This is a genomic window from Chitinophaga tropicalis, from assembly GCF_009758205.1.
In the GTDB taxonomy this organism is placed as follows: domain Bacteria; phylum Bacteroidota; class Bacteroidia; order Chitinophagales; family Chitinophagaceae; genus Chitinophaga; species Chitinophaga tropicalis.
The window spans coordinates 68,904-83,161 of the sequence record NZ_WRXN01000019.1; the positions used below are offsets into that span (position 1 = coordinate 68,904).

General features: G+C 44.2%; 11 protein-coding genes. 6 read left to right on the top strand and 5 right to left on the bottom strand.

The window, feature by feature from the left end; translation table 11 throughout:
- The first annotated feature begins 36 nt into the window (after positions 1–36).
- Complete coding sequence (locus GO493_RS27985; RefSeq protein ID WP_157309546.1) at positions 37–843, top strand: helix-turn-helix domain-containing protein; 807 nt, start codon at positions 37–39, stop codon at positions 841–843.
- A gap of 37 nt (positions 844–880) precedes the next feature.
- On the opposite strand, the gene GO493_RS27990 is transcribed toward GO493_RS27985, so the two are convergent.
- From GO493_RS27990 to GO493_RS28000, 3 genes are read right to left on the bottom strand one after another with little or no spacing between them, the layout of a single operon-like run.
- Positions 881–1,939, bottom strand: coding sequence for an alpha/beta hydrolase (locus tag GO493_RS27990; protein WP_157309547.1), 1,059 nt, complete (start codon positions 1,937–1,939; stop codon positions 881–883).
- Between the two features lie 2 nt (positions 1,940–1,941).
- Positions 1,942–2,514, bottom strand: coding sequence for a sugar O-acetyltransferase (locus tag GO493_RS27995; RefSeq protein ID WP_198315853.1), 573 nt, complete (start codon positions 2,512–2,514; stop codon positions 1,942–1,944).
- 48 nt (positions 2,515–2,562) lie between these two features.
- The gene (locus tag GO493_RS28000) at positions 2,563–3,441 is read right to left on the bottom strand and encodes a helix-turn-helix domain-containing protein (RefSeq protein ID WP_157309549.1); all 879 of its coding nucleotides are present in this window, start codon (positions 3,439–3,441) and stop codon (positions 2,563–2,565) included.
- A 103-nt stretch (positions 3,442–3,544) separates the two neighbouring features.
- Here GO493_RS28000 and GO493_RS28005 point away from each other — a divergent pair, with 103 nt between their 5' ends.
- On the top strand, positions 3,545–5,863 hold the full coding sequence (locus GO493_RS28005; RefSeq protein WP_232539136.1) for an ATP-binding cassette domain-containing protein: 2,319 nt from the start codon (positions 3,545–3,547) through the stop codon (positions 5,861–5,863).
- Positions 5,864–5,907: 44 nt separating this feature from the next.
- Here GO493_RS28005 and GO493_RS28010 read toward each other — a convergent pair whose 3' ends face one another.
- Complete coding sequence (locus GO493_RS28010) at positions 5,908–6,696, bottom strand: polysaccharide deacetylase family protein (RefSeq protein ID WP_198315854.1); 789 nt, start codon at positions 6,694–6,696, stop codon at positions 5,908–5,910.
- 429 nt (positions 6,697–7,125) lie between these two features.
- Between GO493_RS28010 and GO493_RS28015 the strand changes: the two genes are divergently transcribed.
- The gene (locus tag GO493_RS28015; protein WP_157309550.1) at positions 7,126–9,147 is read left to right on the top strand and encodes a M60 family metallopeptidase; all 2,022 of its coding nucleotides are present in this window, start codon (positions 7,126–7,128) and stop codon (positions 9,145–9,147) included.
- 30 nt (positions 9,148–9,177) lie between these two features.
- Here the strand turns inward: GO493_RS28015 and GO493_RS28020 are convergent, their stop codons facing one another.
- Positions 9,178–10,137 carry a glycoside hydrolase family protein gene (locus GO493_RS28020; protein ID WP_157309551.1) on the bottom strand — a complete coding sequence of 320 codons (960 nt, stop codon included), beginning with the start codon at positions 10,135–10,137 and terminating at the stop codon, positions 9,178–9,180.
- 151 nt (positions 10,138–10,288) lie between these two features.
- Between GO493_RS28020 and GO493_RS28025 the strand changes: the two genes are divergently transcribed.
- From GO493_RS28025 to GO493_RS28035, 3 genes are all read left to right on the top strand, one after another.
- Positions 10,289–10,903, top strand: a complete 615-nt coding sequence (locus GO493_RS28025; protein WP_157309552.1) for a hypothetical protein — start codon at positions 10,289–10,291, stop codon at positions 10,901–10,903.
- Positions 10,904–11,161: 258 nt separating this feature from the next.
- Positions 11,162–11,887: a hypothetical protein gene (locus GO493_RS28030; protein ID WP_157309553.1), complete on the top strand. Its 726-nt coding sequence runs from the start codon at positions 11,162–11,164 to the stop codon at positions 11,885–11,887.
- 47 nt (positions 11,888–11,934) lie between these two features.
- Positions 11,935–14,124 (top strand): pyridoxal phosphate-dependent decarboxylase family protein, encoded by a 2,190-nt coding sequence (locus GO493_RS28035; protein WP_157309554.1) that lies wholly within the window; start codon positions 11,935–11,937, stop codon positions 14,122–14,124.
- Positions 14,125–14,258: the final 134 nt, after the last annotated feature.

Consider the following 14,258-nt stretch of genomic DNA (forward strand, 5'->3'; position numbering starts at 1 on the left):
TAGCACTTCCGGCTTTATTCCTTATATTGAAAAGGCATGAATTTCCAGACTAAATATATTACACCTGATATAAAACTATCCTGCTACGAGGATAGCTTGTTCAAAACAGAAGTCGTATTTGAACATCACATGCTGGTATGGTTCATTTCCGGTGAAACAAAAATTATCCAGGCGGGTACAAGTTATTTATTCGGGCCTGGCGACATTTTTTTAATTCCAAGAAATCAGCTGGCTACAGTTATCAACTATCCGAAAGATGGACTGCCGCATAAAACGGTAGCCATGCATCTGTCTGTGGAGCGGCTTAAAGAACTCTATGGCGGGCTTAGCCTTAAGCCCAAAGGCACTCCGCCACAGAAGATATGTTGTTTTGGCCATCATCCTCTTTTGCAAAGCTGCATGGCATCTCTCATTCCTTATTTTGACATGCAAGACAACTTTCCCGAAAACATAGCCTCATTGAAGATCAATGAGGCAATCAGTATTCTGAGGATCATTGATCCGGCTATTGATGATATATTGTCACATTTCGATGATCCGGGTAAAATTGACCTGGTTGATTTTATGGAAAAGAACTTCATGTTCAATATGCCACTTGAGAAGTTCGCTTATCTTACAGGCCGGAGCCTTTCTACTTTTAACAGGGATTTCCGGAAGAAATTTAATGCACTGCCCCGTCATTGGCTTACAGAAAAAAGACTTGAGCTGGCTCATTATCAGATAACGCAGTATAAGAAAAAGCCTGCTGAAGTTTATCTTGAAACAGGTTTTGAAGATCTGTCACACTTTTCGTTCAGCTTTAAAAAACATTTTGGGTATGCCCCTACAAACCTCTCAAAATAAGAACGCGTTCTAAGTTTAAACCATGCCAATTCTCCTTCTATTTAAGACTGTTATTAAAAAAAACAGCCAGCTTATCAAAAGGGATAATGTTCAACTGATCGTATAGATCAACGTGACTGGCATTGGGAATAATCATTAATTCTTTAGGCTCTGCGGCTGCTTTGTACGCATCTTCACTGAAATAGCGCGAGTGTGCATTTTCACCAGCAATAAAAAGGACCGGGCGAGGGGCGATCTCCTTAATATAAGTCAGCAGAGGCATATTCATAAATGAAAGTGCGTTTGTTGCTGTCCAGGCAGCATTTGAATTGATGGAACGGGGATGAAAACCACGCGGGGTTTTATAATAATTAAAATAATCAACTACGAATTGTGGTTCGTTTCCCTTCAATTTTTCAGGTAAATTGTTTGCAGATGGAGCCGGACTACCATTCTTTGCATCTTCCCAACGCTGCTGGCTCATTTGCTCCAGCATTTTTGTGCGTTCTTCTGTAGTCAGTTTATCAAAATAACCTTTAGCCATTACGCGCGACATATCATACATGCTGGTCGTAGCTACTGCTTTGATGCGTTTGTCTACAGCCGTTGCGTTCAGCGCCATGCCGGCCCAGCCACATATTCCAATAACGCCGATACGGTTTCTGTCTACGAAATCCTGCAGGCCAAGGTAGTCTATAGCCGCGCTGAAATCTTCCGTATTGATGTCTGGGGAGGCTACATTACGTGGTTCGCCTCCGCTTTCGCCAGTATACGACGGGTCAAAGGCAAGAGCAGCGAAGCCACGTTCGGCCATATTCTGAGCATACAATCCAGAAGATTGTTCTTTCACGGCGCCGAACGGCCCACTAATAGCGAGTGCTGCCATCTGTTTGCCGGTATGGTTTTTAGGAAGGTACAAGTCGGCAGTCAGTACTATTCCGTACCGGTTTTTAAAGTTCACTTTCTTTCTTGTCACCTTATCACTTAAATTAAAAGTGTATTGTGTTGTTTGCTGTTTATTCTCCATTGATTTTGCTTTTATTTGCCTGGATGTTTGTGCGGATAGCTGGCATGTGACGGCCAGCGAAATGATCGCTATAAATAATAACTTTTTCATATTCAGGAAATCTGTTTAATTACTTTAGCCGGGATACCAGCCACTACGGTATTATCGGGCACATCTTTACTAACCACGGCACCGGCCGCAATAACAGCGTTCTCACCTACAGTTACACCAGGTAAAATAGTAGCACCGGCGCCGATCCAGGCGTTCCGTTTAATTAAAATGGGCTGACATAACATGCCACGGCGATTTACGGGATCGAGTGGATGGTTTTCGGTGATAAGGTTAACTTTTGGCCCGATCAGCACATGATCTTCAAGGGTAATGCCACCCATATCCAGGAATGAGCAGGCGTGATTAATAAATACATGTTTGCCGATAGTAATGAAACGGCCAAAATTGGTGTAGAAAGGGGCGAATACTGTTGTAGTCTCATCCAATGGTGATCCGATGATCCCGCTCAGCCTCTGACGCATCTCATTTGTATCTGTAGCTGCGTTCAATGCCGGAGAAAGTGCCAGAGTCCGGGTTACAATTTCATCGACCCTGTGAAATTCCGGATCGTGGAGCTGTACAAGCTGGCCTGTTTTTAATCTTTCGAAGATGTCTTTCATACAGCAAAGGTCCATGAAAATGAACTTTGCAGCTAAAGGAATTCAAATTAATCCTTAAGAATTTCAAATCACTGCTTCTCTGAACGCTGAAGGATTGCTTCCTGTGAGCTTTTTGAAGAAGTTATTAAAGTATGTAGGATATTCAAAGCCCAGCGCATAGGCAATCTCTGCAACATTCCAATCAGTATGCTGTAAGAGCGCTTTTGCTTCCCGGGCAATACGCTCGCTGATATGTGTAGTTGTAGATTTGCCGGTGGTTTCCTTAACGGCTTTATTCAGGTAGTTTACGTGGATTGCCAGCGCTTTAGCATAATCGTTAGCGGACTTCAGCGTTAATGGCCGGTCAGGCGTCTCTACCGGAAACTGACGTTCCAACAGTTCGAGGAAAACGGAAGTGATCCGGGACAACGCATTTTTCTGTTTGTCCATCTGCTCAGAAGGCTGCAATTTCAGCGCCTCATGTATAATCAGGTTGATGTAATTACGGATCAAATCGTCTTTGTATTGATAGTCAGTCTGCTGCTCTTCCATCATTTTCCGGAAGATACCGTTCAGAAACAGGCGCTGCGGTTCGGTAATCTTTAATAAAGGCGTGCCGCCAATCTTAAACAAAGGCGATTGCTGTAGGCTCTCCGAGCGGTTGGAATGCTTCACAAAGTCTTCAGAAAACAGGCAGGTATATCCAACATAGGTAGTAGACAACGTTTCCCAGGAGTAGGGTACATGGGGGTTACCGAAGAACAAAACTGTTCCCTCCTGCTCGAAACTACGATCAGCATAATGGATAACGCTTCTGCCGGAAGTCAGGCAGATCTTATAAAAGTCTTTCCTGCTGTAGGTTTTAGTGGCATTGCTGTCACTTTCAATTTGCCAAACGTTAAAGCCTTTCAGTTTCAACTCATTATTAAACTCGGATACGGATCTTTCAATTTTAGCAGCCATAGTACAAAGTTAAGAAATTCAATACAGATCCCGGACAGGACTTCTTTACGCAAGCGAGGGAAAGTACCCTCAATTTGTCCTGATGTTTTTCAAATGAAGGGGAATGAAAGAAATTTCTATCTTTGAAACAACCACTGTAGCAACAACCGGAAACCTATTCAATAAGCTTATGACCCAGGAATACATCGAGATCCGCGGTGCGCGGGAGAATAATTTAAAAAATGTTGATGTTCGTCTTCCCAAAAGGAAGATCAACATATTTACGGGAGTATCAGGCTCAGGAAAATCATCCATTGTGTTTGATACGATTGCTACCGAAGCACAAAGGCAGTTATATGAGAACTTCAGTATGTTTATCCGCAATCTTCTGCCCCGCTATCCTCAGCCCAATGTGGATGTTATTGATAAACTAAGCATGGCTATTGTTGTTGATCAGAAACGATTGGGGGGCGGTTCTCATTCAACCATGGGTACTATTACAGACATCTCCCCTGTGCTCCGCCTGCTTTTCTCCAGGATAGGAAAACCATTTGCAGGATACTCAAATGTTTTTTCTTTCAATGACCCGCAAGGGATGTGCCCGGAATGTAACGGCCTGGGACAGAAGCTGGGATTTGACGGAACAAAGTTTTATGATCCTGATAAGTCATTAAGGGAAGGGGCGTTACAGGTACCGGGCTTTGCAAGCTGGGAAAAAGATATGTATGCCAATACAGGTTATTTTGATGTAGATAAGAAGCTGAGTGATTATACAGAGGAAGAGATGGACCTGTTATTATACAGTCCTCCCAGGAAGTTTAAGCTGCGTATGGGGGAAGGCACGATGAATGCCACCTACATGGGTATTATTGAAAAATTCAATCGTTCATATATAAAGAGGGACCTAAAGACACTTTCTGAACGTACACAAAAGATGGTGGCCCCTTATATGCAGTATGGGCCTTGTCCGCTATGTAAGGGCGCGCGGTTGAATCAGCAGACATTAAGCTGCAAAATAAACGGGCAGAACATTGCATCGTTGTCGGCAATGGAAGTAGGTGAGCTCATTCCCTTTTTACGGGAGATAGATGACCCGATCGCTCAACCGATGATAGAAACGCTTACAGAGCGGTTACAGCACCTGGTGGATATGGGACTGGAATACCTGAACCTCAACAGGCCGACAGATACCCTTTCCGGTGGTGAATCCCAGCGTGTGAAGATGGTAAAACATCTGGGCAGCAGCCTGATAGACGTACTTTATATCTTTGACGAACCGAGTGTAGGATTACATCCCAGGGATGTTTACAGGCTTAATTCGCTGCTCACTAAGCTAAGAGATAAAGGTAATACAGTAATAGTAGTAGAGCATGATCCTGATGTGATCAGGATTGCCGACCATATAGTGGATGTAGGGCCTATGGCGGGCTCAAAGGGTGGTAATATCATGTATGAAGGAAGTCTTGCCGGGCTGCTGAAGTCTGATACGCTGACGGGTAAGTATATGAACCATGCTTTTGCGTTAAAAGAACAATACAGGAAAGCAACCGGGCATCTTCCTGTTACTCATGCAAAGATCAACAACCTGCGGGATGTATCTGTTAACATTCCTACCGGTATTATGACAGTAGTTACCGGCGTAGCCGGCTCGGGTAAGAGCTCTCTGATACATCATGCTTTCCTGACCCGCTACCCGGAGGCTGTTTTGGTTGACCAGTCGCCCGTAGGGACATCCAGCAGGTCTAATCCGGCTACTTATACCGGTATAATGGACCTGTTAAGAAAAGCTTTTGCCAACGCCAACAATGTGAACGCGTCGCTCTTCTCTTTCAATTCAAAAGGAGCTTGTGAAAACTGCCAGGGGTCTGGTGTTATTTATACAGACCTGGCTTTCCTGGAGGGAGTGAAAACACCTTGTGAAATATGCCAGGGTAAAAGGTATAAGGATGAGGTACTTACTTATAAACTGGATGGTAAAAATATTTCTGAGGTACTGGAAATGACCATTAAAGAAGCCAGTGAGTTCTTTACCGCAAAAGATATCTCAAAGAAGCTGCAGACATTGATGGAGGTAGGGCTGGAATACCTGACGCTGGGACAACCGTTAAGCACTCTTTCCGGCGGGGAATGCCAGCGTATCAAGTTAGCGAGTGAGTTGCATAAAAAGGGCAGTATTTATGTGATGGATGAACCTACTACGGGATTACATATGTCTGATACCGGCAGGCTGATCTCCCTGATGGACCGGCTGGTAGATGGCGGGAATACAGTGATTGTAATAGAACACAACCTGGATGTCATAAAAAGTGCGGATTGGATCATTGATATGGGGCCGGAAGGAGGCCATAAAGGCGGGCAGGTGATCTTTGAGGGTACACCGAAAGACCTGGTTGCGGTAAAAGACTCACATACAGGCCATTATTTAAAACAGGCCTTAAGCTGATAACAGCGCTCAACAGGAACAGTTCCTGCTGAGCGCTGCTTTCCTTACTTTCTCTTAATATTTTCTGCTATTTCGATAAAAGGAGCCACCCAAACCTGTGATTCATTCTTTTTCAGGAATTGCAGCAGTTCCCTGTGGGCCTGTGCAGATACGTTAATGGCGTGGTCTCCTCCTACGCCGTGAAAAACAAAGACCAGCAGTGCATTGCTTTCCATTGCTTTTTTTACGGCAGCTATCAGCTGATCGCCGGAGTTGTTTATGACGGTCACCCATTGAATGTTCACTCCGCCGAAACCGTTTACATCATAGGCATCCGGCGTGGCATCGCGTATAGCAACGAAGTTATCTTTCACGCCGTACAGATAAGAGGAATCGCCAATTTTTGTATCTCCGCAGGGGCAGGCCAGTGTCCGCTTCTTTTTACCGTCAGTAGCTTCCAGTAGTGCGTTGTTCATTTTCACTTCGTCTGTCATTCGCTGCAGGGTATAGATGTTAAGGTCATAATCTGGTCTTACCCATTCGCGGCCTGGCCGTTTTCCGTAACAGGGGTGAAAGAGGGTGTGGTTTCCCAGCTCATGCCCATTGGCAGCGGCCTTTCTCCATTCGGGGATGCGTTTGGTGAAGGCGTCTGAAGAACCGATGAGGTAGAATGTACCTTTTAGGCCTGCACTATCCAGGGCAGGAATAACTTTGTCGAGATGAATATTGATTGCATCATCGTAAGTAAGTGCAACCGCACATTTCTTATTTTTCCAGATGGATGTGCTTTGTGCACAGGATGTAAAGCTTTTACATAACAGGAAGGCGATTAAAATAGCTTTTGTCAGCTGCATAGATTACCGGGTTAATGAGTAATAAATATACGTTTTTGCGGTAGATTTTGAGAGGGAACATCTGGACAGCGGCCCGCCAGGAATTTAAACTGGTACACTACTCAATTAATAACGCTATTATTCAGTGAGATTTCCTTATTTTCCCTTACAGTCCCGACTATAAAACCTACAGAAATGAATGACAAAAAGAAAGACACAAAATATCCATGTTTATGTAATACGGTCCTTTTAATCACTATATTCCTAATTACAGGTGTACATGCAAATGCACAGCAAAAAGACCGGGCGATCTTACTAAAGGGCGTTCATCAAATACCTTTACCTGATACCCCCGGCTATATTTGCCCAACTTATATTTTTGATCACAGACCGGAAATCATAACCACGGTCAAAGCTGAGGGGGAAGAGCCTTTCCTCTTTAATAATATTGTGAAGACCTCACTGGGCAAGGGTAAGATCATTATCTTCGGGTCTTCTGAATATTTTACTGCCCCTATGTTAAGGGACCCGGATACCAGGAACATTCTATCCAATACAATCCTGTGGGGAAATAAAAAGGCAGTAAAGATCCTGTTGATGGGAGGATCTGATACGTTACAACAACTCTTTAAAGAGCGGCATTTCCCAACTGTGTCTGACAGCAAGAGCCTTTCTGATCCTTCGGTAAATATCCTGTTACTTACAAAAGATATAACTGATTCAACTGAAATGGAGGAGATAGAAATATTTGTGCGCCGGGGTGGTACACTTATCTTTGGCTCACCTCTGGCAAAGATGTTTAGCGCTGATCCTCAAAGCAGTCCTTCACTTCATCTCAATGAACTATTTACAAAAGCAGGTGTTTATCATTCTTTTAACCCATCTGAACATACAAAAGCGAGTGCATTGGAGGACAGCATTCCATATTATTTACACATAAATACTATTTTAAAAGAGCTGGCAGATAATGATACTCATTATCAAAACAAGGGAATAAAAGATGCAGTTACCTCCTCTATAAGTCTTGCTGTTTATTTTGCGGATACATCTTTGACCAATGAGATCAAAGAGTCGTTGGGTTACAGCGAAGACAATCCGATTGTGCCTTCCGAGGAAAGCCCCATCTATAAGGACAGAGTAAGGTCTTTTTTGAAGTATGAGTTGCAAAGCCTCTTATTCGCCAGGAAAGTGGGAAAGGCTCCCAATCCATATTATATAGCCCCGGCAAGTAAAATTTTTCCGGGCGGAGTCTCTCCTGCCGCACCAAGAGTAACCAGGACAATTGAAATACCGGTAAAAACAGGCGCCCAGGGGTTATTGGAGCCCAGATCTCCCTACCATGCTTTACATAGTACAGGCCTGTATGTACCTGCCGGAGAAAAGGTCACTGTCTCCATTGCCGATGATTATGTTGATAAGAACTTAAAGATCCGGATAGGTGTACACGATGATAATCTTCTGCATATGGACCGTTTTGTGCGGGAACCTTATGATCTTACCAGCAGCTTCGATATAACAAAAGATACTACTGTAGTTTACTCTCCCTATGGAGGCATATTATATCTCTCCGTGCCCGACACTTCCCATTTGAAGGTGGTGACGCTGAAGATAGGTGGCGCTGTCAAATATCCTTACTTTAAGTCAGGTATTACGAATGTTAATGACTGGAGGGACAGTATAAGGAACTTCGGTGCACCGTGGGCGGAACTGGCCACTGATAAGGTTATTCTCACCGTTCCTGCTGAGCGTATAAGAACTCTTGAAGATCCCGAAAAATTAATGCGGTTCTGGGATGAGGTATTGGATGCAGATGCTGCTCTGGCCAATATCCCTTCATCGAGAACTCATCCTGAAAGAATAATTATTGATAAACAGGTGGCTTTCGGTTACATGTTCACATCATATCAAAAGATCGTTGCTCCGGATGATTTAAGTTGCATCTATATGCTTGATGAAGAATATATGCGTCTTCATGGGTCGTGGGGACATTTTCATGAGTTGGGGCACAGGCATCAATTCTGGGGAATAGACTTCCAGGAATTAGGCGAAGTGACAACCAATCTTTACACCATGTATGTTTTTGACAAAGTGCTGGGAAAAGGTATATATAATCATGAAGACATACCAGGTAAAGAGGCTGTCATTAACAAGATAAAAAAATACATGGCGGAAGGGGCTGACTTTAAAAAGTGGTCTGAAGATCCGTTCCTTGCCCTTTGTATGTATATAGAGATCATAGAAGGCTTTGGCTGGCAGGCTATAGAGAAAGTTCACCGTGTATACAGAGCCTTGCCAAAGGAACGGTATCCATCAACAGAAGAGGAAAGAAGGGATTACTGGTTTAAAATGATCTGTAATGCCACGCAAAAGAACCTTTCTGTGTTCTTTGATAAATGGGCTGTTCCGGTCTCTGATAAAGCCAGGAGAGAGGTATCCGGTTTGCCTCAATGGTTACCGGATGAGCTAAAATAAACAGCGGGCAGATAACTGCCCGCTATTTACTTATAATAAATTGTATATCACATTAAAGTAACTACCTGCGCTGTAAGAGGAAGCTGTGGGATTAGTGGTCCATGCAGGAGAGACCATGTTCATAGTTCCGCCGTCTCCGTTCCAGCACCAACCTAATACGGTCCATCCTTTGGACTTTGCATAGCTGACCATGCCGGACCAGTCTACGCTACCGGAGGGGCTATTGCCAAACTCCCCTACTATACAGGGTCGTCCTGCAGATGCGAGATCGTCAAGGTCAGCATTCTGCAGGTTACGATTTTTACCCTGGTTCCAGCCGTTGGGATAGATATGTACAGAAAGAATAATATTGGTATCGTTGATCTTTGTTCCCCCCTGCCCTTTTACGGCTGCTGCGGCGGTAGCTGTTTCCTGTCCCCAGCCGGCGCAATCAATGATAATAGGGCCGCTGTATACCTGTCTTACGATGCTGATGGCGTTATTATAAGCGGCGGCGTAAGCGTTGGATGTTATGTTGTGACTTCCCCATTCATTCATAAGATTGATTGTGAAAGCGCCGGCGCCTGCCAGGGTAGCATAGTTATTCTTCCACCAGTTGGCAGCGGCTGTAAGTTCGTTAGCATCGTCAGAGCCCAGGACGGTGTATTTGTGATAAGTGGCTATAACGGCATAGCCGTTACTGATAGCCTGCTGGATCCAGCTTTTAGCCAATGTGACGCTAACTGTGGGCTCAATTTCAATACGGACGGTTTTGATCTTAGTATAAGATTTCATCAGAGACCATCCGAAGGTGACGTTGCCACCGTTATAATAAGATGGCTGGAGATTAACACCATGGCCCCAGCCATTGGTTAGTTCGGCTGACGCCTCCCTCCGCTCTGTGCCAGTTGGCGAGGGAGCAGGATCATTGTTACCGTTTTTGCCGCAACCGGCCAGCAGGGATACAGACATCCCGAGCGCCGCCAGTACAGCACTAAAGCTATTCAACATACATGAAGTTTTTAGAAGATCAGAGAGTAAATACTACAACTGTAGCTACAGGTTTTCATAACGTTATTTGCCTTATCAAAGCTATTGAAAGGATGATTATCTTAAGTATACTTTTTTATCCGATTATTGCTAATTTTCAACTATGAAGAGTATGGCTAACTTTTATGACGAAATCAGGTTATCTGTTGAGGGAAATTTTGCGTTCCTCCGGCGTTATGGTTTCGGGGATTTTGAAGAGCAGCAGATTGCGTATGAGGTTCATTTTCTGGCAAAGAATGATCTTATTACAATAAATATCTGGTTTGAAATGACGATTGAAACGCCTGTATGGGTGACAGTGAACGGGTATTACACGTCAATGCTGGAGCCTGATAACGCTTTAGATAAACAATATACTGCGCAACGCGCTGAAATATATGCCAACCGTTCTGCCAGAGAGCAGTTTATCACCTTAAACAAGGCTTATTTACAGGAAACAGCCAGCTTATTGCAAAAATACCCGGAGGTGCTAATGGGTGATGTAACAATACTTAAAGCTAATTCCGACAAAGCAACTGCTGAAAGAGAGCGGCAGCAGGCGGCTGAAAGAATAGAAAAGCATATTTATACCTGTTATTTTACTATAGGTGGTGGTATTGAATGTGAGGAAGAAGCGCCATCACTGGAAGCGTTGAGATTGTCGCTGCAACAGTTTGAAAACCCTACTATCAGAATAATTGAAGTGGTTGATTGTTATATGAATCCTGTACCGTTTCCGTGGCCTTAATCCTGATCGTGTTATTATAGGACGAATACTTAATATAAGTTAATCTATTTTTTGAGAGGGGATAACCGGCTTACAAAGGAGATTCCCAAACAATATTTTTGTGAATTCAAAATATAGTTTAACTTGGCAAGGCATGGAATGTATTTATACGCATTAACACCTCAAAAGACCATAAAACTACCTCAATCTGCGACCGGCATTTACCTCCAGACAATAATGTAATGCTGTGTATCTCCGAACACCTTAATTCCTCAAAATATGAACAATCCAATTATCAACACCCCGGATCAGCATGGGTTTATTCTCAATGGCACAGAGGCATTATACATCTGTCATCTGCCAATGTTCAATATGCCCAATCACATGTACCAGGTAACCCTGGAAATAACTATTCCCCCGGATGCCAAAGCGCAATACCTGGCGGACAGAGAAGAGAATCCAGGTAATTTTTATGTACTGGGAAATCTTCTGACCGACCTCTTCACTATTCCTGATGTAATGCTTGGCAAGGTCAAAAATTTCCAGGCGGATATTTTCAGGGGTATGCCTGCAGATCCCAATACGGACAAGCCGCTTATTCATAATGTGCAGACCACTATTGCCCGTGTTGTTTATGCGCGTCATTTTGACTACTCTATCCCCTACCCTGATGATATGACCTATATCATTTTCGGGAATGCCAAAGAGGCTTTTATTGATCATTATCTGACCATGGAGGAAGACTTCCTTAACATTATGGCGTTGAGTGAAGTGCCCGACTGGTTGCCTGCGGATCAACTCGCTATTTCTGCTAATGTGGGTTTTACAGGTATGTCATCCACGCCCATGCCTTCAAATCCGCCATTGTCTGCCGGCACATACCAGGTTACCTTCCAGGGGCAGGAAGAGGTATACGAACTGCAGGTAGGAGATAATATTTTCTTTGATACGGAAATTGTCAATATGCCTGCTGAAGCAACTGCTATGAAAGGCTTCTATGCATAATAGTGCATTGCACAGATACCATTATTCTCACTCAAAATAATCCACCGATGAAACATCCTCAAACCTCAAAACACTTCTTTGCACGTAAGCTGCAACAGCAGCAAAGTGAAATCCTTGCAAAGCTGAAAGTAAAGGGTACCGGTTCTGATTCTCTTGCAGGCTGGTTCCTTGGCCCCAAGGCAGAAAATACGGCATTATTGCATCAACTGATCCAGAGGGCGATGGACAATCACTGTAATGACCGTAAGAACCTGTATCCTGACGATCCTGTATATGTAACGGAAGAAATGAAGCAGACACCCGAATACAAGGAGACGGTGCAGGTATTATCTGACAAGCTGGATGTACTTCTCCAGGAGCTGAAAGGTTCTGTGCCTTTCTGGAGCTATCGCTGGCAATCGCACATGAACTGGGACACCACTCTGCCCAGTATGGCCGGTTATTTCGGAACAATGCTCTATAACCCCAATAACGTGGCAGCAGAGGCGTCTCCGGTTACTACAGTACTGGAAATGATTGTGGGTGACGAGCTTTGTAAAATGCTTGGATATAATATCCTGGATAATACTTCCACGCCTAAGGCCTGGGGACATATTACCTGCGATGGTTCTATTGCTAACAATGAAGCGATGTGGGCTGCCCGCAACCTGAAATATTATCCTATCAGCCTGGCCGCTGCCATTGAGAATGATCCTATACTGCAGAAAGCCAGTGGTATGAAAATAAAACTGGCCAATGGGACCATCACTACTATAGCAGACGCCAATAGCTGGGACCTGCTGAACCTTTCTGTCGATGAAGTGCTCAGTTTACCGGACAGACTGCAGAGTGAATTCGATATCAGCCCGGATGTACTGACAGCTGTAATGAACAACTACAGTATCCAGAATATAGGTTTTGACGGTATCAAACAATACATTGACAGCGGTATTCAGTCGCCCTCTATGATGGCAGCCTCCACCTGTCACTATTCCTGGCCAAAATCTGCCGCAGTATTAGGAATAGGCGCCAATAACCTGATCAAGGTATATGTAGATGAAAATGCCCGGTTACATATTGGGCGTCTGAGAGAAGAGCTGCAGAAAGCACTTGACAAACGCAGTCCGGTACTGATGGTGGTTGCTGTGATAGGCAGTACGGAAGAAAGCGCAGTAGATCCGCTGAAAGATATACTGGAGGTAAGGGAGGAATTCAGGCAGAAAGGGCTGAATTTCGTTGTACATGCTGATGGAGCATGGGGTGGTTACTTCACTTCCATTCTCAGGAAACCGGAGCGCCAGGTGTCCAAAAATGTTCTGCTGTATACGCCTGCACTTACGATGAATGCGTATGTAACTGAGCAGTATGAGCATATACAGGAATGTGACTCCATCACTATTGATCCGCATAAAGCCGGTTATATTCCATACCCAGCCGGTGGTCTGTGTTATAAGAACGGCGCTATGCGTAACCTGGTAGCATTTACGGCGCCGGTGGTATATCATGGCGGTGTTGATCCTACTGTGGGTATTTATGGACTGGAAGGTTCCAAGCCGGGTGCTGCTGCAGCTGCGACATACCTGAGTCACCAGGTCATTCCACTGGACCAGAGCGGGTACGGGCAGATACTTGGCAAATGTCTCTTCAACAGTAAACGCCTGTACAGTGCTTTCATTACTATGGCAGAGCCGGATGATCCGTTTATCATTGTTCCGTTCCAGCGTCTTCCGGCAGAGAAGAACGGTGAAGATCCTCAGAAGGTGAAAGAACAATATGATTTCATCAAAAATGAGATCGTTCCGAAAACCAATGAGGAGATCATGGCAAATCCGCAGGCGGTGGCATTATTACCGGAACTGGGCAGTGACCAGATCATTATCACCTACACTTTCAACTTTAAGGAAAATGGTGTGCTGAATAAAGATGTGGACAAGCTGAATGAGCTGAACCTGAATATTTTCCAGGCCCTCAGCCTGTCTCCGGGAGAACATGACCATCCATCCACTACTCCGATGTATGTGACCCAGTCACAGTTTGATATTGACTCTTACGGGAAACCATTTGTAGATGATTATAAGGTGCGGTTAGGGTTATCTGCTGATAATGACGAACCGGTAAATATACTGATCTCTACTACGATGAACCCATGGTTAACGGATACGGCTGATGGCAATTTCATTCCTGAACTGGTGAAAGCTTTGCGTCAGACAGTGCTGGAGCAGATAGAAAAACTGGTAGGCACAATGGAGATGGCATAATGATAAGCACTCCGAACTAAAAGATTATCAACAGAAAAGGGCCGTATCTGACCAGATGCGGCCTTTTTGCTTTACAGGCTCCGGAAACGTTTGCGTAAAAATACTCATGTGAATAATTTTAAATTATGCAAAAG

What these genes read in the sequence shown, in the direction of transcription:
- GO493_RS28010 (WP_198315854.1), bottom strand. Translation starts at nt 6,696, where the DNA reads ATGCAGCTGACAAAAGCTATTTTAATCGCCTTCCTGTTATGTAAAAGC.
- GO493_RS28025 (WP_157309552.1), top strand. Translation starts at nt 10,289, where the DNA reads ATGGCTAACTTTTATGACGAAATCAGGTTATCTGTTGAGGGAAATTTT.
- GO493_RS28020 (WP_157309551.1), bottom strand. Translation starts at nt 10,137, where the DNA reads ATGTTGAATAGCTTTAGTGCTGTACTGGCGGCGCTCGGGATGTCTGTA.
- GO493_RS28030 (WP_157309553.1), top strand. Translation starts at nt 11,162, where the DNA reads ATGAACAATCCAATTATCAACACCCCGGATCAGCATGGGTTTATTCTC.
- GO493_RS27985 (WP_157309546.1), top strand. Translation starts at nt 37, where the DNA reads ATGAATTTCCAGACTAAATATATTACACCTGATATAAAACTATCCTGC.
- GO493_RS27995 (WP_198315853.1), bottom strand. Translation starts at nt 2,514, where the DNA reads ATGGACCTTTGCTGTATGAAAGACATCTTCGAAAGATTAAAAACAGGC.
- GO493_RS28035 (WP_157309554.1), top strand. Translation starts at nt 11,935, where the DNA reads ATGAAACATCCTCAAACCTCAAAACACTTCTTTGCACGTAAGCTGCAA.
- GO493_RS28005 (WP_232539136.1), top strand. Translation starts at nt 3,545, where the DNA reads ATGAAAGAAATTTCTATCTTTGAAACAACCACTGTAGCAACAACCGGA.
- GO493_RS28000 (WP_157309549.1), bottom strand. Translation starts at nt 3,441, where the DNA reads ATGGCTGCTAAAATTGAAAGATCCGTATCCGAGTTTAATAATGAGTTG.
- GO493_RS27990 (WP_157309547.1), bottom strand. Translation starts at nt 1,939, where the DNA reads ATGAAAAAGTTATTATTTATAGCGATCATTTCGCTGGCCGTCACATGC.